This is a genomic window from Halococcoides cellulosivorans, from assembly GCF_003058365.1.
GTDB classification, from domain to species: domain Archaea; phylum Halobacteriota; class Halobacteria; order Halobacteriales; family Haloarculaceae; genus Halococcoides; species Halococcoides cellulosivorans.
Window position 1 is genome coordinate 447,386 of record NZ_CP028858.1, and the last position, 22,055, is coordinate 469,440.

Below are 22,055 nucleotides of genomic sequence, written 5' to 3' on the forward strand. Positions count from 1 at the left end.
GGTGGCAATCCTTATACTCGGTGTGGCCCTGGGATGGCCAATGAGTAATCGCCAGTCGAATCGCGCCGCCGTCCGACGCGCATAGATGGACGAGGCGTACTTCGAACGGCTCGAATCCGAACTCGACGACGCTAGAGCCGTCGCGGAACGCGCCCGCGAGCGCGGCGCGGACCCGAAACCCGAGGTGGAGATTCCGACCGCGCGCGACATGGCCGACCGCGTCGAGAGTATTCTCGGTATCGAGGGCGTCGCGGAACGCGTCCGCGACCTCGAAGACGACTACTCCCGCGAAGAGGCCGCACTGGAACTGGTGGGCGATTTCGTCGACGGCACGGTCGGATCGTTCGACTCGCGGACGGCGAAAATCGAGGGTGCGGTCCGCACCGCGGTCGCGCTGTTGACCGAGGGCGTCGTCGCCGCGCCGATCGAGGGGATCGATCGCGTCGAGATCCAGACGAACGACGACGGGACGGAGTTCGTCAGCGTCGCGTACGCCGGCCCGATCCGCTCGGCGGGCGGCACTGCCCAGGCTCTCTCCGTGCTGGTCGCGGACTACGCCCGGACGCTGCTCGATATCGACCGGTACAAGCCCCGTGACGACGAGGTGCAGCGCTACGTCGAGGAGGTGGGCCTGTACGACGACGAGACGGGCCTGCAGTACAGTCCGAAAGACGCCGAGAGCGAGTTCATTGCCGAGCACCTCCCGATCATGCTCACCGGCGAGGCCACCGGCGACGAGGAAGTCTCGGGGTATCGCGACCTCGAACGCGTGGACACCAACGCCTCTCGCGGGGGGATGTGTCTGGTCTTCGCGGAGGGGATCGCGCTGAAAGCGCCGAAGATCCAGCGGTACACCCGTGAGCTCGACGAGGTCGACTGGCCGTGGCTCCAGGATCTGATCGACGGGAGCTTTCACGACGGGAGCGACGACGGCGAGGAAAGCGACGGCGAATCGAACGCGGACGATGGCGACGTCGACACGGGGCCACCGCGGCCCGAGCCCTCGAAGAAGTACCTTCGCGATCTGATCGCCGGGCGACCGGTGTTCGGCCACCCCTCCAGTCCTGGCGGCTTTCGCCTGCGCTACGGGCGCGCCCGGAATCACGGCTTCGCGACGGCGGCGGTCCACCCCGCGACGATGGTGCTCGTCGAGGACTTCCTCGCGGCGGGCACGCAGATCAAGACCGAACGCCCGGGCAAGGCCGCCGGCGTCGTTCCGGTCGATACGATCGAGGGCCCGACCGTCCGCCTGGCGAACGGGTCGGTCCGGCGGATCGACGACGCCGACCGGGCCCGCGAGGTGCGCAACGGCGTCGAGGCCATCCTGGATCTGGGCGAGTATCTGGTCAACTACGGCGAGTTCGTCGAGAACAACCACCCGCTCGCGCCCGCGGGCTACACCGTCGAGTGGTGGCGCGAGGAGTTCGCCGCCGGCGGTGGCGACCCCGATGCCGTGGCGGACGATCCGTCGGTCGACCTCGCTGATCCCGCGCCCGAGACGGCCATCGAGTGGGCCGAGTCGACCGGCACGCCGTTGCATCCTCAGTACACCTACTGCTATCACGACCTCGGGGTCGACAGACTCGAACGACTGGCCAGGGCGATCGAGGCGGGCGATATCGACGAGGAGGGCCGTCTCGTCCTCGATCGCGACGCTGCCGAGATTTTGGAGGTCTTGCTGATCGAGCACGACCAGCACGACGATCGGGTGACCGTCGACACGTGGCGACCCTTCGTCCGCACGCTCGGATTCGACGATGCGCTGACTCGCGACTGGACGGTCGCGGAGCTTCCGGACGCGGCCCGGACCTACGACGACGGCGAGAACGCGATCCGCGCGGTCGAGGCCGTCGCGCCGTTCCCCGTCCGCGAGCGCGCGCCGACACGCATCGGCGCACGGATGGGCCGCCCCGAGAAATCCGAAGAGCGCGAACTCTCGCCGGCGGTCCACACGCTGTTTCCGATCGGTGAGGCCGGCGGGAACCAGCGGAACGTGACCGACGCCGCCGGTGCGGACCGGCCGGAGGGCCAGGGTCGAGTCTCGCTGGAACTCGCCCGGCGCGTCTGTGGATCGTGTGGCACCGAGACGACCAGGGCGCGTTGCCCCGACTGTGGTGATCGAACGACGGTCGACTATCGCTGTCCGGACTGCGAGCGGTCGATCGAGCCAGACGAGGCCGGGCGGGCGACGTGCGATCGCTGCGAGATGGAGGCCGAACCGACCCAACTGACGACGCTGTCGGTCCACGACCGGTATCACGAGGCGCTCGACCGTGTCGGAGAGCGCGAGACGGCGTTCGACATTCTGAAGGGCGTCAAGGGGCTGTCCTCTGCGACGAAGACGCCCGAACCCTTAGAGAAGGGCATTCTCCGGGCCAAACACGACGTCAGCGCGTTCAAAGACGGGACGATCCGCTACGACATGACCGACCTGCCGGTGACGGCCGTCCGGCCCTCGGAACTCGACGTCGACGTCCAGCAGGTTCGCGCGCTGGGCTACGAGACCGACATTCACGGCGACCCGCTGCGTCACGACGACCAGTTGATCGAACTGCGCACCCAGGACATCGTCCTCTCGGACGGGGCGGCCGACCACCTCCTCCAGACCGCGGCGTTCGTCGACGACCTCTTAGAGCAGTACTACGAGATGGACCCGTACTACGAGTTTTCCGAGCGGGCGGATCTCGTCGGGGAGTTGGTCTTCGGGATGGCCCCGCACACCTCCGCGGCGGTCGTCGGGCGGGTGATCGGCTTCACCTCGGCGGCGGTCGGGTACGCGCATCCGTACTTTCACGCCGCGAAACGGCGGAACTGCTTCCACCCGGAGACGACGGTCACGATCTGTGAGGGCGGCGAGACGGTGCACCGATCGATCAGTCGCGTCGTCGAATCGCGACTCGATGATCCCAGGACGGACGACTTCGGTGCGAAAGTAACAGATCTCGACGGCGACCTGTCTGTTCCGAGTCTCGCGGACGACGGAACGCCGACGACGCGACCGGTGACGGCCGTGGCGAAACATCCCGCACCGGACCATCTCGTGACCGTCGAGACGGCCGCGGGCCGATCGCTGACGGTCACGCCCGACCACGCGATGGTTCGCGTGGCGGACGGCGATTTCGACCGCGTCGCTGCCCACGAACTCCGGGCCGGCGATCGCGTGCCGCTCGCGGTCGGTCCCGACGTCGCGGTGGCCGACTCCGTGTCAGCGGCCGAGGACAGGCCGGTCCCCGACGGTGGTTCGGTTCCGACCACCCGTGTGACCGAAACGTCCATCGTCGCGAGCGACGTCGAGGCGACCTACTCACTGACCGTCGCGGACACCCACCGAATGGTTGCCAATGGCCTTCACGTCGGACAGTGCGACGGCGACGAGGACTGTGTCATGCTGCTGATGGACGGCCTCTTGAACTTCAGTCGACAGTTCTTGCCGGACCAGCGGGGCGGCAGGATGGACGCGCCCCTGGTGATGTCCTCGCGGATCGATCCGACCGAGATCGACGACGAGGCCCACAACGTCGACGTGATGGATCGCTACCCCCTGGAGTTCTACGAGGCCACCCGCGAGATGGCCGATCCCGCCGACGTCGAGGACATCATGACGATCGCGGAGGACCGCCTGGGCACCGATCGCGCGGCGGACTTCGAATTCACGCACGACACCCGCGACATCGCTGCCGGGCCCGATCTCTCCGCGTACAAGACGCTCGGGTCGATGGAAGACAAGATGGACGCCCAACTGGAACTGGGGCGGCGGTTGCGCGCGGTCGAGGAGTCCGACGTCGCAGAGCGGATCATCGAGTCACACTTCCTGCCGGACCTCCACGGCAATCTCCGGGCGTTCTCGCGCCAGGACGTCCGGTGTCTCGACTGCGGCCGGAAGTATCGGCGCGTGCCGCTGACGGGCGTCTGTCGGGAGTGTGGTGGTGACGTCAACCTCACCGTCCACGAGGGGTCGGTCTCGAAGTACATCGACACCTCGATCCGCGTCGCCGAGGAGTACGGCGCTCGCGAGTACACCAAACAGCGACTGCGCGTGCTGGAGTGGTCGATCGAGAGTGTCTTCGAGAACGATCACAACAAACAGTCGGGCATCGCGGATTTCATGTAGCGCGGTGTTGCGTGTCGATCCCGAGGGTTCGACCCGCAGCCTCAGCCCAACAGCTGGTCGAGTTGTCGGTGGCGCGCGCCCAGATCGACCGCCGGTTCCAACTCGCGATCGTCCGCGAGGCGTTCGAGTGCGAGCATCGGATCGGACCCTGCCTCCGCGACGGCCTCGAACAGTCGTTCGATCGAGCGGCGGTGGTGGGCCAGCGAGTCGAGCAACCCGACCGCGAGCGCCATCGGGATCGCCGCCTCGGGGTCGGCGGGGAAGGCCTCGCTGACGCTCTGGAGGTCGCCGTCGGTGGCGGGCCGCTCCGGTTGGGGCGTCACCGTCAGACAGCGCCGACAGACCGCGACGCCCGATTCGCCCTCCGGGAGGTGGTCGGCGTACGCGTCGGGAATCCCGACGACGACCGTCTCGGCGTCACACTGCGGGCACGTCATCGCTGGCCTCCCGTTCGGCTTTCTCCTCGCGGTCTTTCTTGTCTTTGATCTTCTTCATGCGGAAGATCTCCTCGCGTTCCTGCTCTTCGAGTTTCTGCTCGATGTACGCTTTGTTGTCTTCGAGTTCGGGCAGGAGTTTGAACTCCAGGGCGTTCACCCGGCGCTTGGTGGTCTCGATCTCTTCGAGGAGTTTCTTCATCGCGGTCTCGACCTCCGCGGCGAGGATGATCTGCTCTAACAGTTCCTCGTAGGCCTCGGCGGTCTCGTCGATGCGCGCGCTCGTCCCGAGCAGGCCGTACCCTCGGTCTTCGAGGGTCTTGCGGACCTTCGTGGACTCGATCTGGGGGACGACGACGCCCATGATGTTTTTCGACTGCGTGGAGATCTCGGGGTGCTCTTTGAGTGCGGCGGCCGCGCCGCGCACGGCGATGTCGCCGTCCATCGCGCGCGCCTCGTTGATGCGGTGCTGGGCGCGGTCGTAGGTGTCCTCCAGATCGGCCCGGACGTCCTGGGCCTGATCGAGGATGTCCATGAACTCCATGATGAGGCCGTCGCGTTTCTTCTCCAGCGTGTCGTGGCCACGCTCGGAGAGTTCGATGCGATCCTCGATCGCCATGAGATTTTTGCGCGTGGGCTTGACGTCCTCGGCCATTGCGGGCGGCTACGGACGGTGGGTAATTAACCTCCGTGGGTTTGGGACGGATTGGGCTCCGTCAGAGTATACCAGATCCCATCGTCATTGAGTGGGTAGGTTTCCGAACGCCCCCGTCGCGCTCGGCGGCTGCGAACTGCTCACGGGTCGCTCCGCTCGCGGTTTCACCGCTCGCAATCGAGACACTCACTCTGTTCACGGGTCGCTTTGCTCCCCGTTCACACCGAGACGCTCACTACGTTCGCGTCTCGCACCGTTCACGTCTCGCCCCGCTCCCCGTTCGCTTCCGTGGCCTCGCTCCGCTCGGCCACGCTCCCCCTGCGCGCGCCTTCGGCGTGCTGAGGGTTCTCGCTCGCCGACCGCTCGGGTCCGTTCGAAGTCCGGCCTAACACAAGTTGGAGGATTATAAATATTTGATATATTTATTGGGGTCTCGGCGAGCGTGTATTCTCCTCTAATATATTATGGGGCGGCCATGTCAAGGTCAAAAGACTGGTCTCCGCGAACTGAGTACACGAATAATAGGCAATCACCGTCGGCCATCTGCAACGATGATAGTTGAATAGAATCGTGATGGCCATTCAAGCCGCGCACGTTATCTCGTATCCGCATATTCCTCTCTGAATCCCACTTACTCCGGCTCAATGGTCGAATCCTTTGCTCATCTTCTTCAACTCCCACCAATACCAGCTTTGAGTCCGACTGGATTTCCTCAGATATTTTTTCGGCAGCCTCTTGATCATCTTCTATATTTGCCAGCCAATCGCGGGATTTCAATTCCATTAGGCCATCCTCATCACGCAATACCATTCCATCAGATGAGAGTTCGTCCTCAAATAAATATGTTATTTGTTCGAAAAAATGTGAAATGGGGCTCTCACACCATTCGGAAAGAGTGTGGAAAATTACACAGTAAATGATGTTGGAGAGGTGCTCGCCGGTACAAGCCTCTTGAGTGATTTCGTAGAGTTGATTGATTTTTTCATCGTCAATGTCAAGTGGATTGTGGATTTTAAGTGGTCCAACTTGCACAGGTTCCTCAACGAAATCGTTCCCCAGGTGATGGAGGCGCACAGTCTCGCCCGAGCGTAGATTCTTTGAGAGTTGAAGTCGCCACTTTACCGATAGGTCTATATTCTTATCTGCAAACACTACCTTAAAATCCGAATCACTACCCTTAACTAGTTTTGTTGGGCCATTTGGCCCACCAGTTGTCACTTTATCCTCATGGTCCACTACGGTGGTCGTAAGTGGGGTCATAGACCCAGCTAGTGTTGAATATTGATTCTTGAGCGTATTGAGGTCATAATAGAGGGCATAGAATTGTTGAAGGAACTCGTCAACTGTTTCGTAGCGTCTACGCCCCATTTTAATATGGTTCACTGGATATTGGTCATTCGGTGTTTTGAGAATCCCCGTGGAGAGTTCATAATCATCTCCTGCCATGAATTTTTGTTCGAACTCGCTTTGCTCAAATTCGAACCGTGCTGTTGATCCGTCAATCTGTGTGAATATTTTTATGTCGCCAGCCTCCTCGTAAGCGATTTCTTTCGGATCTAGCCCAAGGAATTCGGAGAAAGATTTGGACAAACTTCGCTCAAACTGCAGTACTTCAATACCATTCCCGGTTATGTGGAACCGTGAGTATTTGTCAACATTGTCGGTGTCTAGCAGTCGCTCAAGCACCTCGGCGTCTTTTGTTATCGTCATTTCTTCTGAGTCTGTGTGGCAGAGAATTAGGGAATCGTCGTAGAGGATGAGGACTGCATACTTTCCTGGTTCACGAGCACGGGTTTTCATACTGTCTCCGAAGTCATTTATCAGTGACGTACAGAAGGCTTCATCGTGATCAGGATAGGAGCTTAAAAGTTTGTCAACAAACATTTGTGGGTTGTCATCAATATCCAATTCGTCAAGAGGATGAGCAGAGGTCTGTCGGTCGAGACCTTCGATAACTTCATATATATTACGAATTCGGTCAGGACTTTCGAGTATCCAGCTTTTTAGATTATCCGATTGAATCTCTTTGTAGTAGAAATGAACTGGATTGAATTCTTCTTCAGAGATGTGTTCTTGCTTCATGCTCGCAGTCTTCTTACCAATTAAACAATCCACCATCAAAAATGTCTGGGGCCGTCCTCAGTTGTGTGTAGAAATGTATCAAGCGGAGACCTAGTTCCCGCACGTCACTCCGTCGATTCCCGGTGGATCGAAAAAGCGGGAGGCTTTCATCGTGGACCTACGGTGAGAAATCCCCCTGAATACTTGCAGACACAACCCGCCTATTTCCCCCAGAACGGATCGCGCGACCGGTGCTCGTCGAGATACATCGAGAGGGTCTCGCGCTCGTCGGCGGGCAACTCCTCGCGTAACTCGCCGTCCAGCACTTTCGCGTGCTTTTCGGGAATCTCGACCCACAGCGTGTCGCCCTCCTCGATCTGTCGCCCGACGGTCGGGCCGTCGATCGACACCGCCGCCCGCTCGCCCGTGCGCAACTCGTCGACGTCCTCGCCCTCGTCCTGGATCGACTTCAGGTGCCCCACCCGCGTGGGCTCGGAGCCGTCCCAGCGGACGATCGACTCGCCGCGGCGGAGCGTTCCACCGCGCACCTCGACGCCGACGACGGCGGGGTCGGACTGGCGGAACGTGTGATCGTCGAGGATCTGGAACCGCGCCGGACGCGTGATGTTCTCCATGATCTGTTCTTGCTGGGCCTCCTGAATGCTCTCGACGTACTCCTCGTACTCTTCGATCAGCCGGTAGATCACGTCGTGTTCGAACAGATCGATGTTGCGATCGGCGGCCATCTGGCGCGAATCGTCGAGGACGTCGACCCCGAAGGCCAGGATCGAGCGATGCTCGGCCTCGTCGGCGGTGTCGGCGACGTGGACGTCACGCGGCGCGACGTCGCCGACTTCGGCGTGGACGATCGGAATCTCCGCTTCTTCGAGACTGCCCGCGAGCGCTTCGAGCGAGCCCAGCGTGTCGGCTTTGATGACGACGCCGTGATCGGCCGTCTCGACGGCGACGCTCTGGAGTTCTTCGCGCACCTCGGCGGTCACCGCCTCGACGGAGCGATCGCCGACGACGCGGATCGGCGCGCCCGCCATCGCGTCGTCCAGCTCCGGCGCGGCGATCTTCACGCCGTCGGCGGCGACGACGCGATCGACCGTCTCGAAGGCGTCGTCGCTTCTGATCTCCGCGAGCGGGCGGGGCTTCAACAGCGCGCGCACCTCGGTGACGATCGGGGCGTTCGCGGCCCCGACGACGATCCGATCGCCCGCGTCGATCCGGCCGTCGTAGATCACGGCGTCGAGTGTCGTGCCAAAGCCCTGCTGGTCGGTCACTTCCAGCACGGTCCCCGCGGCGGGGCCCGTCGTATCGACGGCCATCGCCTCCCGAAGATATCGCTGTGAGAGGCCCATGAGCACGGCCAACAGGTCGGGCATGCCCTCGCCGGTCTCCGCGCTGCAGGGCACGACCCCGACGTTGGCTTTGAAATCCGAGACGCGCCAGTAGAAGTCGGCGGTGAACCCAGCGTCGGAGAGGTCACCGATGATCTCGTACAGCCCTTCCTCGACGTCCGAGCGCACGCGATCGGTCTGGGCGTCCAGACGACCCTGGATCGGCGCGTTGGGCTCGGAGCGCCACCCACCGACGGCGTCGACTTTGTTCGCGGCGACGACGAAGGGGGTCTCCGTGCGCGCGAGGATGTCGATCGCCTCCTCGGTCTGTGGCTGGAACCCGTCGGTGACGTCGACGACGAGAATGGCGATGTCGGCTAGCGCGCCCCCGCGCGAGCGCAGCGTCGAAAAGGAGTGATGGCCCGGCGTGTCGATGAAGAGGAGGCCCGGCAGATCGAAGTCCGTCGGATCGACGAGCCCACCCGCCATCTCTGAGATGACGTCGAGGGGCACGTGGGTCGCCCCGATGTGCTGGGTGATCGCGCCGGCCTCGTCGGCGGTCACCGCCGACCCGCGGACGTGATCGAGCAGTGTGGTCTTGCCGTGATCGACGTGCCCGAGGACGGCCACGATCGGCGTTCGAAGGTCCGTCCCGTCGGCTGGAGTAGAGTCGGCCATTGAATCACCCGAGTGGTAGCCGATCGGTTCCGCCCCAGCCCCGTAAGTCCGTCGTCTGGGCGTGGGTGGTGTCCGGGGCCCCGTCGCTGGACCCCCCGTCTGCCCGTGGCGTTTATACCCCAGGCCCACGACCCCGCAAGCATGCCCGACATCCTCGCGGAGAACCTGTCCGGCAAGACGGTCATGGGTAGCGACGGCGTCGAACTCGGGACGCTGTACAACATCACGATGGATCTGGAGAGCGGCGAACTCCACGATCTCCTCATCGATCCCGCCCCCGAGACCGGCGATCTGGGGATGGCTCGCGACGAGGAGGGCCACTTCCGGGTGCCGATCGGCCTCGTCCAGTCGGTCAGCGACCACATGATCATCGAGCGATAGATGTACCTCCTCGACGCCTCGGCGTTCATCGAGGGCGTCGATCCGGGCGACCCGAAGGCGTCGATTCCCGCGGTCCGTGACGAGTGCACCGATTCGAGTCGGTACCGGTACGAAGCACTCGAAGGCGCGGGCATGCGCGTCCACGTGCCCGACAGCGACACGCTCGATCGGATCCACCGCGTCGCCCGCGAGACCGGCGATCGCGACGCGCTCTCCGAAACTGACCGGCGCGTGCTCGCCGCCGCCCTCGAACTCGACGCGGTCGTCGTCACCGACGACTACGCGATCCAGAACGTCGCCACCGCGCTGGGACTCGGGATCGAGAGCGTCGCCCGCGACGACATCGACGAGGCGCGCGAGTGGATCTACCAGTGCCAGGGCTGTGGCCGCGAGTTCGACGACCACCACGAGCGCTGCCCGATCTGTGGCACCGATCTCGAACGCAAAAATCCGGGGTGACGCGATTCTGGGCGACTCGCTCGTCGCGAGGACTGCCTACCGCTCGATCGCTGACTGACTCTCGGCGGCGTTCTCGACGGCCTCCAGGCCGAGATCGAGCAACTGTCTGAGGACGCCCTCTTCGGTCAGGTCGTGCCGGCGGGCCAGCGTCGCGATCGTCTCCGCGCGCTCGTCCTCACAGACGATAGTGAACCGCGTCGGCATAGCATAACGTCGGGCCCACGACGGCATAAACACCCGTCAGACGATCGTCGGACGTTACGCGAGCAGCACCCAGGCGCCCAGGATCTGGATCGCGTTGAACAGGCCGTGGACCGCCGCGGGGACGATCAACGCCTCCGAGGACTCGTAGATGGCCCCGAGGATCACGGCCAGCGCGAACACGGTCGCCAGCGAGACGGCCGTCGCGAGCGCACTCCCGGCGCCGTACTGGCCGACGTGGAGGCCCGCGAAAAACAGGCTCGCGAGGCCGATCGCTCGCGGCGCGCTGAACGCCTCACGGAGTCGCTTCTGGACGATATTTCGAAAGAGGAGCTCCTCGACCGGCCCGACGACCAGCACCGAGAGCGCGGCGAGGCCGACGACCGCGACCGGGTCGGGGGTCGCTTCGAGGGCCATCTGCACGCGACTCACCGAGGCCTCCAGGCCGAGGACGGACCGGACGGCGGTCACGACTCCATAGAGGCCGAAGATCGCGACCAGGCCGACGCCGATCGTCGCGAGATCACGCCGCGTCGGCCAGCCCAGATCGACGAACGCCAGGCCACGATCGCTGGCCCACAGAGAGAGCCCGACGGTCGCGGTTGCGCCGACGCCGAACCCGGTGACGAACACCCACTGTTCGTACAGCGCCCCCACGGGCCCGACCGTCGCGGTCACGAGTTCGCTCACGAGGCTGACCCCGACGGCCCCACCGAGAAACCCGAGCAGGCCGACTCCGACGGCGGCGAGGGTTGCCCGTGGACGGCTCGGATCGTCGCTCATGCCTGCGGTAAGACTCGATCCGGAAAACGGCTGTCGATCCCGGGTCTCGATCGACGGCCGAACTGCGGGGTCGCCCACGACCGCTCGATCCGACCCGAAACGCCCAGGCCCGTGGCCGGTCTCTCACCGGGTATGACCGCAGGGCGATTCGTCGTGACACACGTCGACGACGCGACGGCACAGCTTCGAGACGTCCAGTCGGGGCAGGTCCATCCGGTCGTCGACCCGCCGGATCTGGCCGCGGGCGACGCGCTCGCGGCGACGCTCTCGCCGGCGGACGGCATCGAGGCGACCTGGTCGATCGACCGGATCGAGCGCCGCTGGACGGTCGCCGTCGCGGCCAGCGATCGGCCGCCGAGCGAACGGGCCCAGGCGGCGGCCGATGCCCTGTCGGTCGGTGAGATTGCCCGCCTCGACGTCGACGACGGCGAACTGCACGTCATCTGCGTGCCCGAAAGCGACACCGACGCGGCGGTCGGGGACGTGACCGGCGACGACGCGACCCGCGACCGCGCGATCCGACTGGGCGTCGAGCGGGTCGCCGTCCGTCACGCGCCGGGCGTGATCGCCGTGCGATACGGCGGGCCTGCCTGAACCGGATCGGGTGTCGTGAGTCGACGGTCATCGGCGCTCGACGGCGCGCCGAGAGACGGCATTAGGAAGGCTTATTCGGCGCGCTTCCACACGAATGGCCATGTTCCAGTTCGAAATACCGGAGATCGATTATACCCGGTATTCGAACCGGCAACTCGCTGCGGTGCCGCTCGCCGTGCTCGCGGCGGCACTGCTGGTGATCGCCGGTTGGTGGGTACTGACGGGGGCGCCAGCGAACCTCGGGATCGTCTTCACGGGCGGGACCGAGGCGCACCTCGCGACGTCGGGTGACGTGACTGCCGGCGCGGTCGCTGAAACGGTCGGCGGCGACGCGACCGTCCGTGGCGTCCAGTCGACGGGCGACGGTCGGGAGTACATCGTCACGAGCAAACTCGAAGAGACCGGCGATTTACGGGATCGCCTGGACGACGCGGGCTACGAGATCCTCTCCTTGCAGAGTCGATCGGCCAGTTTCGGCGGGTCGAGTCAGTTCACGGCGCTGTTGGGTGTGATCGCTGCGTTCGTGGGCATGAGCGTGCTCGTGTTCGCCCTGTTCCGGACGTTCGTCCCGTCGCTGGCGGTCGTGATCTCCGCGTTCTCCGATATGGTCATCCCCATCGCGGTGATGAACCTCCTCGGTGTCGACCTCTCCCTGGGGACGGTCGCCGCGCTCTTGATGTTGATCGGGTACAGCGTCGACTCCGACATCCTCCTCAACAACCACATCCTCCGGCGGCGCGGTGGCTTCTACGAGAGCACGTATCGTGCGATGCAGACCGGTGTGACGATGACGCTCACCTCGCTGGCGGCGATGGCGGTGATGGCCGTGACGGCCTGGCTGTTCGCGATCCCGCTGCTCCCCCAGATCGGCCTCGTCCTCGTGGTCGGCCTGTCGGTCGACCTGATGAACACCTACATGCTGAATCTGAGCCTGCTGCGCTGGTACACGCACAAAGGGGTGGCCCGATGAACCGGACCATTCCCGAACTCGTCCGCGAGGAGTGGCGGATCATCCTGCTGGTCGCTGCCTTGCTCGTCGGCACGCTCGTCCTGTTCGGTCCGGGCGCGGGATCGGCCGGTGGATCGGGCAACGTCACGGCGGCGTCGGGCGATCCGACCAACCTCAAATACGGCCTCGATCTGGACGGCGGGACGCGCATCCGTGCGCCACTGGTCGGGTACACCGTCTCGGGGATCAACGTCACCGACCGCAACGAGACCGAAGCGATCGCGACGTCGATCGCTGATCGGACGGGGCTGGACCCACTCGACGTGAACGTCCGCCTCCGCCCCGGCCACCCCGAGGGTGACGCGGTCGAACTCTACGTCGAAGAGGTCGATCGCGAGGCCGTCCGGGCGGCCCTGTCCGAAGAGGGCTACGACGTTCCGGACGACGCCATCAGCGAGGGTGTCACCGAACAGACGTACGATCAGGCCGTCCAGGTCCTCGAAACGAAGATCTCTCAGGGTGGGGTCTCCGGTGGGCGCGTGACGACGGTGACCAACCCCGCGACCGGTGATCGATTCGTCATGGTCGAGGTGCCCGGCGCGGGCCTCTCGGAGACGCTCGACCTCATCGAGTCGCGGGGTCGGGTCACCCTGGTCGCGCATTACCCGACCTTCGACGGTGGCGAGTACGCCGGCCACGAGAACCGCACGGTGTTGCGCCGCGGGACGAGCGTCAACGACATCCGCCGTGTCGGACCACCCAGCCAGCAAGAGAACGGGGCGTGGGGCGTGCCGATCACGGTCGCAGACGGGGCCGCCGACGCATTTGCCGACGCGATGCGCGAGACCGGATTCACCGAGCAGCGATCGTGTTCGTTCGACGAGGGGTCCGAATCGCCGGGCAGCCGGTGTCTGCTGACCGTCTCGGACGGCGAGGTGGTGTACGCCGCGGGGATGAACGGCGACCTGGCCGTCCAGTTCGCCGATCGGACCTGGACGGACGACCCCCGATTCATCATCATGACCGGGGACAACCGGACGACCGCCCAGCAGTTGAGCGTCAACCTCCGGGCCGGCGCGCTCCCGACCGACCTCGACGTCCAGGGCGGCCAGACGTTCACGATCGAACCGAGTCTCGGGGCGCGGTTCAAGGCGTTCGGCCTGCTGACCGGACTGGTCGCGTTGCTCGCGGTCGCGGGCGTCGTCTTCCTGCGATACAACCGCACGCGGGTGGCCGGCCCGATGGTCGCGACCGCCGCCGCAGAGGTGTATCTCCTCCTGGCGTTCGCGGCGGGGATCGGACTCTCATTAGACCTCTCACACATCGCGGGGCTGATCGCCGTCGTCGGGACGGGGGCGGACGACCTGATCATCATCGCTGACGAGATCCTCCAGCGCGAGGGGGAGATCGCGACGGGGCGGGTGTTCAAGAATCGCCTCTGGAAGGCGTTCTGGGTGATCGGGGCCGCCGCCGCGACGACGATCGTCGCGATGAGTCCGCTCGCCATCCTCGAACTCGGAGACCTCCGTGGCTTTGCGATCGTCACCATCGCGGGTGTCCTCATCGGCGTGATCGTCACGCGCCCGGCGTACGGTGACATCCTCCGCCATCTCGTCCTCGATCGCGAGACGGAGTGACCGACCCGGCGGCTTCTTTTCGCTGCGTGCCGAACGCTACGTGTGCTCGACTGCGAGAACTGCGGGACGACCGTCGATCGCGCGGACGCGATTCGGACCGAGACGATGGGTGATCTGGATCGTGACCGCTGGCAAACGCTGTGCTGTCCCGACTGTGGCGCGCGACTCGAAACGGTGTTCGTGGGCGACGAGTAGCGCGATCGGGCCGTTCGGATCGACCACCAGCCCGTTCCGATCGCTCCGCTGTCCTCCCGGCCGTTCTAAAACTGCCCGAGGTCGACCTGTTCGATCGCCGCGAGGACGTCTCGGCTGGTCTGCCAGGACGCTCGCGCACACGCGGGCAGTTCCTCGTTGGTCTCGACGTACGATTCGAGAAAGGCGCGCGTCGTCGGGTCCGAGGGGTAGCCACTCCCGCAGTCGCCGTACTCCTCGTGCAATCGCTCGACGTGGGCCTCGCGGCGGACCTTCGCGAGGATACTCGCCGCGGCGACCAGCGGATCGTCGGCGTCGGCCCCGTGGTGGGCGCGCACCTCACAGTCGGTCGCCAGGCGATCGGCCACGCGGCGTTCGAACCGGACGGCGTTCGTGTCGGCGGCGTCGTGGACGACCCGATCGTCCGCCGACGCGACGCTCGCGACGGCGTCGGCGTGGGCGTCGACAGTGAGTGTGTTCATGTCGGTGTCCCCGTCGATTTTCGCGACGGGCACCTCGACGACGGCGACCCGACTCGCCCGCTCGCGGATCGCCGGCGCGAGTTCGAGGCGGCGCTGGTGATCGAGCGCTTTCGAGTCGTCGACGCCCGCGGGCATTCCGTCGGGCGTGCCACGCACGGCGGCGGCGAACATCGACCCCAGCACTGGCCCCTTGCCCGCCTCGTCCACCCCGACCCGTGCGCTCATCGGCCACGGAATCGGCACGCCGTGGCTTAAAAGGCCCGGTCGAACGGCGCGACCGGCCGTGTCGGCTCAGGCGTCGCCGTCGCTCGGTGGGTCGCCGTCGCCACCCTTGATCAACCGTTCGACCTCGGGGTCGGGCTTCCACTCGTCGAGATTCTGTGGGTCGACGTGGACGAACGCCTCGTCGACCTCGGGGAGCGCTTCGATCGCGCGGACGACCCTCGTCTCGATGTGGTGGGCCTCCGCGAGCGTGTGCTCGCCTTCGATCTCGACGTGGAGGCTCACGTCGACCTCGGGGCCGACGTAGTGGGCGACGACGTCGTGTGCGCCGTGGACGTCGGGGTGGGCGATCGCGCGGTCGACGATCGCCTGGCGCAACTCCTCGGGCGGGGCCGCGCCGACGACGTAATCGACGTTGTCCGAGACGATGTCGACGCCGGTGTAGGCGATGCCGACCGCGACCAATAGCGCGGCGAGCGGGTCGAGGACGGGCGCGCCGAGACTCGTGCCGATCACGCCCGCGAGCGCTGCCGTCGCGGTGAGCACGTCGATGCGCGCGTCTTTGGCGGTCGCGACCAGCGCGGGCGAGTTGGTGTCGTCGGCGACCTGGCGACACCACCGCCCGAACCCGAACTTCGCGCCGATCGAGATCAGGAGGACGACCATCGCGACGGGGCCGTGCTGGATGCCCGCGGTGCCCGCCTGGACGGTCCGGATCGCCCCGAACGCGGTCACGCCGGCGGCGACGAACGCCCCGGCGGCGATCAACAGCGAGACGAACGGCTCGATGCGCTCGTGACCGTGTGGATGCTCGAAATCGGGCGGCTGGGTCGTCAAATAGAGGCCGGCGACGGTGACGACGCTGTAGGCGGCGTCGGCGAGGCTGTTGGCGGCCTCGGAGCCGACCGCGAGGCTGTCGGTCCAGGCGAACGCGCCCGCCTTGAGTGCGAGGAGCGCCAGATTCACCACGAGCAAGACCAGGCCCGCCCGGCGGACCGCACTCCGGCGACTCATCGATCAGAGAGATCGATCTCGACGGCGGCGTCCGGGCCCGGGACCGTCGCGCCGGGCCGCTGGGCGAACGCGTCGTGGAGGCGCTCGTAGGTCTCCGAGAGCGCCTCGACGATGACACTCGTGTCTCCGATCACCGCCATGAAGTTCGAATCGCCCTGCCAGCGCGGGACGATGTGGGTGTGAACGTGGTCGTCGATCGACCCGCCGGCGGCGTCGCCCCCGAGATTCATCCCGACGTTACAGCCGTCGGGGTCCATCCCCTCGTCCAGCGCGGCGATCGTCTCCTGTTTCAGCTGGGCGTGATCGACGAGCACCGACCGGTCGAGGCCCTCGAATCGGCCGGTGTGCTGGCGCGGGATCACCATCACGTGCCCCGGGTTGTACGGGTAGTTGTTCAACATGACGACCGCGTGGTCGCTGCGTGCCACCACGAGATGCTCGCGGGCGTCGTCCCGATCCGGATACTCACAGAACACACAGTCGACGTCCGGATTCCGATCGTCGCGCTCGACCCACTCGATGCGCCACGGGGCGAACAACTGGTCCATACCGGGCGTCCGGCGCGACTCGCAAAGACGTTTGCCCTCCGCGACTTCTCGAAATTATCAAAATTGATTTCCATTTTCGACTGTTTCAGCCTCTCTCGGCGTCGAATTCGGCAAAATTGCCGGAACGAAAGCGGGTCGGGGGTGCATTTTATTACCCATGACCCGGAATTAAGACTCGTATGGCCACCTCCGATCGTCGTGGCACGTCCCTCACGGAGCATTGCCCCTCGTGTGCCGACCGCACCTCTCACGTCGTTAGCGTGGAAATCGTTACTGAAAATGACGAATCGTCGAACGCCGCGTTCTCTCGGGAGCCCTACCGAGTGACCCAGTGTGAGCGCTGTGGCACGCAAACGAAGACCAGAATGAACGATGCCTGAACGGCACTCGAACGACGCCTGAGATGGACTGACCGGTGGGTGGGGGCCCACGAACGACGGAGGGTGGCACGGCGACGTCGACCGCCGATCGATCGCCGGGGTCGATTCGATCGCGCCGGGGCGATCTGGCGCGCGGACCGTTTCGACGGACTCCTCGGGTGCGAAGCGGCCAGAAAGCGCCGCTTACGCGCGCGTCGTAACTTCACAACCGTCCTCGGTGACGATGACGGTGTGTTCTTTCTGACTCACGAGGTAGCCTTCGTCTTCGGAGAGCACGGGGTAGCCGTGGATCACGTCCTGGCGTTCGAGGCGCTTGAGCGACATCTCGGGGCGCGAGGACTCCAGCCAGCGCGTCGCGAAGGGGAGCGTGCGGAACCGCTCGGTGATCTCTTCGAGCGCCTGTCGAGCGCGGCGATCCCGGACCGATTGCTCGCGGTCGAGCGCGTAGATCTCGGTGCGCGACCCTTCCGAGACTTTCCCCGACCCGTCGGTCGCGAACGGCTCGATCGCGACGACGTCGCCCGCTTCCAGCGTCGCACTCTGGCCGACCGCACGATTTGGAATCGTCGGGTCGGTGTGTTGTTCGTACTCACCCAGGCCGTGACCGGTGAGGTTCACGACTGGGTTGAGGTCGTACCCCTCGATGGTCTCCTCGACGGCGGCGCCGATCTCGCCGGCCTCGACGCCGGGTTCGACCAGTTCGAGCGCGCGATCGAGGGCGTCGTCGACCGCCTCGACGTGGTCGGGGTTGCCCGAGAGGTCGACCGTGATTGCCGAGTCAGCGATCCAGCCGTCGACGTGGACGCCGACGTCGAGGTTGATCAACTCCTCTCCGAACGTCGCCGCGTCGTCGATGCCGGGCGTGCCGTGGGCGGCCTCCTCGTCGACGCTGATGTTGACGGGGAAGGCGGGCTCACCGCCGAGTTCGCGGATGCGGTCCTCGACGGTCTCGACGAGTTCGAGGTGGCTCGCGCCCACATCGACCATCTCGACGGCCTCGGCACGCACGTCTGCGAGAATCGACCCGGCCTCGCGGTGCTTGTCGTAGCGTTCGTCGGTCAGATCGGGCATGACGCCGCTGTTCGCCCAGCGCGTTCAAGTCGGTTGCGGGTCGTCTGCGCCGTCGATCCCGCCGCGCCTCGATCAGGAGGTGGGGGCCTGGTCGGCCGAAGGCGTCCACGCCGGGATCGCCGTCTCGGGGTGAAGCCGTTTTGCGAGGGCCGTGACGCCGGCCATCAGGCTGGGGCCCGGCCGATTCAAGAGCGTGTCGTCGACGGCGTGGACGGTCGCGTCGAGGTCCCAGCCCCGCCGGTCGTAGCGCTCCCGGCCGCCGTCGGCACTCCCGCAGTGGTGGACGACGACGTGATCGGGGTCGACCTCCCGCACCCGATCGACCGCGACTGCCCGGGAGCGTTCGCCCGCCTCGACGAACGGGGACTGCCCGCCCGCCGCCCGGACGACGTCGGGCACCCAGTTGCCCGCCGCCATCGGCGGGTCGGGCCACTCCTCGCAGTAGACCACCGGGCGGTCGGCGTCGGCGGGGATCGCCGCGCGCACGCGGTCGACGTGTTCGCGTGCGGACGCCGCCAGCGCCCGGCCCGCGCGGGGCCGACCGATCGCGGCACCGATCGCCGCGAGGCTGTCGATCGCCGCCCCGAGCGTGCGCGGGCAGACGTGTTCGACGCGGTGGCCCCGCTCGCGCAGCGTCGCGACGACGTCGTCCTGGAGCGGATCGCTCGCCACAATCACGTCGGGGTCGAGCACGGCGACGACCTCCAGATCGGGGTCGAGCCACCCGCCGACGGTCCGAGCGGAGTGGTCACCGTGGGCGGTCACCCCGACCAACTGGTCGCCCCCTCCCAGTGCACACACCGTGTCGGTCGCTGACGGCGCGAGCGAGACGATCCGTTTCACAGGTCGGGGTCTCGGCCCACCTATCTGAATGGTGGGGTTGCGGCAGCCTACGCGCCCACCTGGTCGGTGCCGGCCTGCTCGGCGCTGGCGACCTGGGTGAGCACGCGCTGGCCTTCGATCGCGATCGCGCCGAACCCGACTTTCGCGACGACGTCGATGTACGTGATCACGAGCGACGCCGTCTCGGTGTCCATCGCCCCGATGCCCGTCGGCGCGAGGATCCAGATCACCGGATAGACCGCCCAGAGGACGATCACGAAGTTCAACAGCTTGCGGTACAGCCCCGCGGTCTCGACACCGCGCTTCTCGGCACTCGCCCGCCCGGTCGTCCGGAGCCGATAGATCAACACGACGTAGACGATCGAGCCAGCGCCGAAGAAGGCGATCTTCGGGAGGCCAGCGAGCACGCCACCCAGAAAGCCCAGCACGATCACTGCGCCCTGGAGGCCGGCCAGGCCCCACCGCTCGCGGCGATCGAGGCCCGCGATCAGGCCGATGTACGCGACGTGCAGTGGCGTCGTCAACAGCCAGTCGAAATACCGGGGCACGTAGATCAGGTCGCTCGACAGCGTCTGAATCCCGCCGACGTCGAGGGCCATCAGCGCGTACGCGACGGCGGCGATCGCCGGCACGCCCGCGATGTGGAGCATCTGGGTCCGCCGGTCGCGCTCCAGGGTCGAGACACCGATCGCGAGGGCGGCGGTGCCGACCACCATGCCGATCGTCCCGAGCACGAACCACCACGTGATCGCCGCCATCAGGCATCACCCGTCTCGAAGCGGTCGAGCATGCGCGCCAGGTCCTCGGCGCGATCACCCAGCTCGCGGGCCGACGCGGACACCTCACTGATCGCGTCGGTCTGCTGGTCGGCGGCACTCGCGACGGAATCGGCCTCTTCGGCGGTCTGTTGGCTGATCGCCGAGAGATCGTCGATGGTCGCGAGCACCTCCTGGGCGGTCGTCGCCTGCTCGGCGGTCGCGTCGTCGATCTCCTGGATGCCTCGATCGGCCTCTTCGGTCTGTTCGACGATGCGTTCGAGCGACTCGACGGTCTCGGTGACCGTCCCGACGCCTTCCGTGATGCGCTCGCTGGTGGATTCCATGGTCGATACGGTCTCGTCGGCCTGTGACTGGACCGAATCGATGCGGTCCTCGATGTCGGTCGCCGCCGCTTTGGTCTCCTCGGCAAGCGATTTGACCTCGCTGGCGACGACGGCGAACCCGTCGCCGGCCTCGCCCGCGCGAGCGGCCTCGATCGAGGCGTTCAGCGCGAGCATATTGGTCTGCTCGACGATGTCGGTGATCAGGTTCACGATGTCGGTGATCTCACCGAGTTCGTCGTCCAGCCGGCGGATCTCCTGACGCGTCCCCTCGGTCTCCGATTCGATCTCGTTCATCTCATCGATCGCGGTCTCGGCGGCGGCCTGGCCGCGCTCGCCCGCCTCGGCCGCCGATTGCGAGACCTCAGCGACTTCCTGGGCCGAGGCGGCGACCTCTTCGGAGGTGGCCGAGAGGTTCTCCATCTCGCCGGCGGCGTCCTGCAGGCGCTCGCTCTGTTCGCGCGCGCCGTCGAAGATCTCCCCGACCGACGTCGAGACCCGTTCGCTTGCGGATTCGACGTCGCCGGCGTTCTCCTGGACGATATCGCTGGAGCGTTCGACCTCGCGCGCGAACGATTCGAGGTCCGCGATCGTCGCCGCGAGTTCGTCGAGCGCGTCGTTGAGCGCCACGCCGACCGTGTACATTGCATCGCTCTCCTCGTCGGGATCCACGCGCCGGGTGAGATCGCCGTCGGCAATCGCTTCCAGGGTCTCGCCGTAGGCGGTGGCGGTCGCTTCGAGCCGTTCGGTCCGGCTTTCAGACTCCTCGCGCTCCCGTTCGGCGTCCTTCCGGGCGGTCTCGGCCTCTTCGCGCGCGCTTTCGGCGTCTTCGCGGGCCTGTTCGGCCTCCGCGATCGTCGATTTGAGCGAGTCACGCATCGTCGCGAGGGACTGCGCGAGCCCACCGATCTCGTCGGATCGCGTCGTGGGCACCGACACGTCGAGATCGCCCCCCGCCATCGCCTCGGCGCGATCGCGCAGGCGACCGACAGCGATCGCGGTGTTCGACCCGATCGTCACGCCGATGAGTGCGAGATTGATCACGGCGAGCAAGATCAGTCCAAGCAGGTCGGCGTTGATCTGGTCGGCCAGCGCGTACGCCGAGTCGCGATCTTCGCTCACCTGGACGGTCCAGTCGACCGTCGAGAGCCGTGTCGTCGCGACGATGTCGTCGCCCTGGCGGTCGACCCGCACGTCGTCGGTCGCTGTCGGGACGCTCTCGGCGGCCGTTCCGATCGTCGCTGCGTCGGGGTGGACGGCGTATCGGCCCTGATCGTCGACGATCGTCGTGCGCCCCGCTTCGCCGCCGGCGATCCGCTCGGCTTGCCGGCGAAGGTCGGTCATGTAGACGACGGCGCGATCCTCGCGGTCGGGGACGGGGCTCACGACCGCGACGATCGGGTGGTCGACGATCGGCACCTCGAACGGCCGGGAGACGAAGACCGCGTCGTCGTCCAGCGACTGCGCTGGCTCGACGAACGGAGCGCCCTGGGCGGTGGGGTCGACGCCGACCATCGAATCGGCCGTCGAGGTCACGAACTCCGACTCGGCGGTGTCGAGGACGTGGACGGCGACGACGTCACGGGGGTAGGCGTCGCTATCGAGTGATTCCTGGAGGGTGGCCTGCATCGCGTCGGGATCCGATCCGGCGACCACGGGGTGGCGACTCGTCGCTCGCGTCGATCGGCTGACGGCGTCGAGCCAGGCGTCGAACTGGTCGGCCTCGGTCGTGGCTTGCGCGCCGAGGCGATCCTCGACGTCGGCCGAGAGTTGTCCGGACGCCTGGACGCTGATGACCGCACCAAAGGCGACAACGACGACGACGGCGAAAGCGAGTGCCACGCCCAGTCGCGCCACGTAGCGCTCCCTGACGAAGTCGGGGACGGGCGAGGGAAGGTCCATCGTCTGTAATTCAAGA

At 65.9% G+C, this 22,055-nt stretch carries 21 protein-coding genes; 8 read left to right on the forward strand and 13 right to left on the reverse strand.

Annotation, left to right across the window (positions count from 1 at the left end; genetic code table 11):
- The first annotated feature begins 85 nt into the window (after positions 1–85).
- A complete protein-coding gene (locus HARCEL1_RS02150) occupies positions 86–4,111 on the forward strand; it encodes a DNA-directed DNA polymerase II large subunit (RefSeq protein ID WP_108380964.1) in 4,026 nt (1,341 codons plus the stop codon).
- 41 nt (positions 4,112–4,152) lie between these two features.
- Here the strand turns inward: HARCEL1_RS02150 and HARCEL1_RS02155 are convergent, their stop codons facing one another.
- From HARCEL1_RS02155 to infB, 4 genes are all read right to left on the reverse strand, one after another.
- The gene (locus tag HARCEL1_RS02155; RefSeq protein WP_108380965.1) at positions 4,153–4,548 is read right to left on the reverse strand and encodes a DUF6276 family protein; all 396 of its coding nucleotides are present in this window, start codon (positions 4,546–4,548) and stop codon (positions 4,153–4,155) included.
- On the reverse strand, positions 4,529–5,200 hold the full coding sequence (locus HARCEL1_RS02160) for a V-type ATP synthase subunit D (protein ID WP_108380966.1): 672 nt from the start codon (positions 5,198–5,200) through the stop codon (positions 4,529–4,531). The genes HARCEL1_RS02155 and HARCEL1_RS02160 overlap by 20 nt, the downstream gene beginning before the upstream one ends.
- A gap of 462 nt (positions 5,201–5,662) precedes the next feature.
- The gene (locus tag HARCEL1_RS13270; protein WP_159076980.1) at positions 5,663–7,282 is read right to left on the reverse strand and encodes a hypothetical protein; all 1,620 of its coding nucleotides are present in this window, start codon (positions 7,280–7,282) and stop codon (positions 5,663–5,665) included.
- Between the two features lie 200 nt (positions 7,283–7,482).
- Positions 7,483–9,282, reverse strand: coding sequence for a translation initiation factor IF-2 (gene infB / locus HARCEL1_RS02170; RefSeq protein WP_108380968.1), 1,800 nt, complete (start codon positions 9,280–9,282; stop codon positions 7,483–7,485).
- A gap of 141 nt (positions 9,283–9,423) precedes the next feature.
- Between infB and HARCEL1_RS02175 the strand changes: the two genes are divergently transcribed.
- Both HARCEL1_RS02175 and HARCEL1_RS02180 read left to right on the forward strand, forming a co-directional pair.
- Positions 9,424–9,663, forward strand: a complete 240-nt coding sequence (locus HARCEL1_RS02175) for a PRC-barrel domain-containing protein (protein WP_108380969.1) — start codon at positions 9,424–9,426, stop codon at positions 9,661–9,663.
- Entirely contained in the window at positions 9,664–10,122 is a 459-nt protein-coding gene (locus HARCEL1_RS02180; RefSeq protein ID WP_108380970.1) for an NOB1 family endonuclease, read from the forward strand.
- A gap of 36 nt (positions 10,123–10,158) precedes the next feature.
- Here HARCEL1_RS02180 and HARCEL1_RS02185 read toward each other — a convergent pair whose 3' ends face one another.
- Both HARCEL1_RS02185 and HARCEL1_RS02190 read right to left on the reverse strand, forming a co-directional pair.
- Positions 10,159–10,326, reverse strand: a complete 168-nt coding sequence (locus tag HARCEL1_RS02185; protein ID WP_108380971.1) for a CopG family transcriptional regulator — start codon at positions 10,324–10,326, stop codon at positions 10,159–10,161.
- 54 nt (positions 10,327–10,380) lie between these two features.
- Positions 10,381–11,106: a CPBP family intramembrane glutamic endopeptidase gene (locus HARCEL1_RS02190; RefSeq protein WP_108380972.1), complete on the reverse strand. Its 726-nt coding sequence runs from the start codon at positions 11,104–11,106 to the stop codon at positions 10,381–10,383.
- A 132-nt stretch (positions 11,107–11,238) separates the two neighbouring features.
- On the opposite strand from HARCEL1_RS02190, the gene HARCEL1_RS02195 reads away from it, so the two are divergent.
- From HARCEL1_RS02195 to HARCEL1_RS13600, 4 genes are all read left to right on the forward strand, one after another.
- Positions 11,239–11,700 (forward strand): DUF5812 family protein, encoded by a 462-nt coding sequence (locus tag HARCEL1_RS02195; protein ID WP_108380973.1) that lies wholly within the window; start codon positions 11,239–11,241, stop codon positions 11,698–11,700.
- A 100-nt stretch (positions 11,701–11,800) separates the two neighbouring features.
- Positions 11,801–12,670 carry a protein translocase subunit SecF gene (gene secF / locus HARCEL1_RS02200; protein ID WP_108380974.1) on the forward strand — a complete coding sequence of 290 codons (870 nt, stop codon included), beginning with the start codon at positions 11,801–11,803 and terminating at the stop codon, positions 12,668–12,670.
- A complete protein-coding gene (locus tag HARCEL1_RS02205; RefSeq protein ID WP_108380975.1) occupies positions 12,667–14,286 on the forward strand; it encodes a preprotein translocase subunit SecD in 1,620 nt (539 codons plus the stop codon). The genes secF and HARCEL1_RS02205 overlap by 4 nt, the downstream gene beginning before the upstream one ends.
- A gap of 42 nt (positions 14,287–14,328) precedes the next feature.
- Positions 14,329–14,481, forward strand: coding sequence for a hypothetical protein (locus HARCEL1_RS13600; RefSeq protein ID WP_174182914.1), 153 nt, complete (start codon positions 14,329–14,331; stop codon positions 14,479–14,481).
- 65 nt (positions 14,482–14,546) lie between these two features.
- On the opposite strand, the gene rnhB is transcribed toward HARCEL1_RS13600, so the two are convergent.
- The 3 genes from rnhB to HARCEL1_RS02220 all read right to left on the reverse strand — a co-directional run bounded on the left by rnhB (position 14,547) and on the right by HARCEL1_RS02220 (position 16,744).
- Positions 14,547–15,185: a ribonuclease HII gene (gene rnhB / locus HARCEL1_RS02210; protein WP_108380976.1), complete on the reverse strand. Its 639-nt coding sequence runs from the start codon at positions 15,183–15,185 to the stop codon at positions 14,547–14,549.
- A 66-nt stretch (positions 15,186–15,251) separates the two neighbouring features.
- Positions 15,252–16,196, reverse strand: coding sequence for a cation diffusion facilitator family transporter (locus tag HARCEL1_RS02215; RefSeq protein WP_108380977.1), 945 nt, complete (start codon positions 16,194–16,196; stop codon positions 15,252–15,254).
- On the reverse strand, positions 16,193–16,744 hold the full coding sequence (locus HARCEL1_RS02220; protein ID WP_108380978.1) for an HIT family protein: 552 nt from the start codon (positions 16,742–16,744) through the stop codon (positions 16,193–16,195). The genes HARCEL1_RS02215 and HARCEL1_RS02220 overlap by 4 nt, the downstream gene beginning before the upstream one ends.
- A 179-nt stretch (positions 16,745–16,923) precedes the next feature.
- Between HARCEL1_RS02220 and HARCEL1_RS13930 the strand changes: the two genes are divergently transcribed.
- Complete coding sequence (locus HARCEL1_RS13930; protein WP_108380979.1) at positions 16,924–17,124, forward strand: DUF7835 family putative zinc beta-ribbon protein; 201 nt, start codon at positions 16,924–16,926, stop codon at positions 17,122–17,124.
- 183 nt (positions 17,125–17,307) lie between these two features.
- On the opposite strand, the gene map is transcribed toward HARCEL1_RS13930, so the two are convergent.
- The 4 genes from map to HARCEL1_RS02240 all read right to left on the reverse strand — a co-directional run bounded on the left by map (position 17,308) and on the right by HARCEL1_RS02240 (position 22,039).
- The gene (gene map, locus HARCEL1_RS02230) at positions 17,308–18,195 is read right to left on the reverse strand and encodes a type II methionyl aminopeptidase (protein WP_108380980.1); all 888 of its coding nucleotides are present in this window, start codon (positions 18,193–18,195) and stop codon (positions 17,308–17,310) included.
- Positions 18,196–18,267: 72 nt separating this feature from the next.
- Entirely contained in the window at positions 18,268–19,038 is a 771-nt protein-coding gene (locus HARCEL1_RS13700; protein ID WP_233357383.1) for a helical backbone metal receptor, read from the reverse strand.
- Positions 19,039–19,085: 47 nt separating this feature from the next.
- The gene (locus HARCEL1_RS13705) at positions 19,086–19,796 is read right to left on the reverse strand and encodes a bacteriorhodopsin (RefSeq protein ID WP_233357384.1); all 711 of its coding nucleotides are present in this window, start codon (positions 19,794–19,796) and stop codon (positions 19,086–19,088) included.
- Positions 19,796–22,039 (reverse strand): methyl-accepting chemotaxis protein, encoded by a 2,244-nt coding sequence (locus tag HARCEL1_RS02240; protein WP_108380981.1) that lies wholly within the window; start codon positions 22,037–22,039, stop codon positions 19,796–19,798. Before HARCEL1_RS02240 ends, HARCEL1_RS13705 begins: the two co-directional genes overlap by 1 nt.
- Positions 22,040–22,055: the final 16 nt, after the last annotated feature.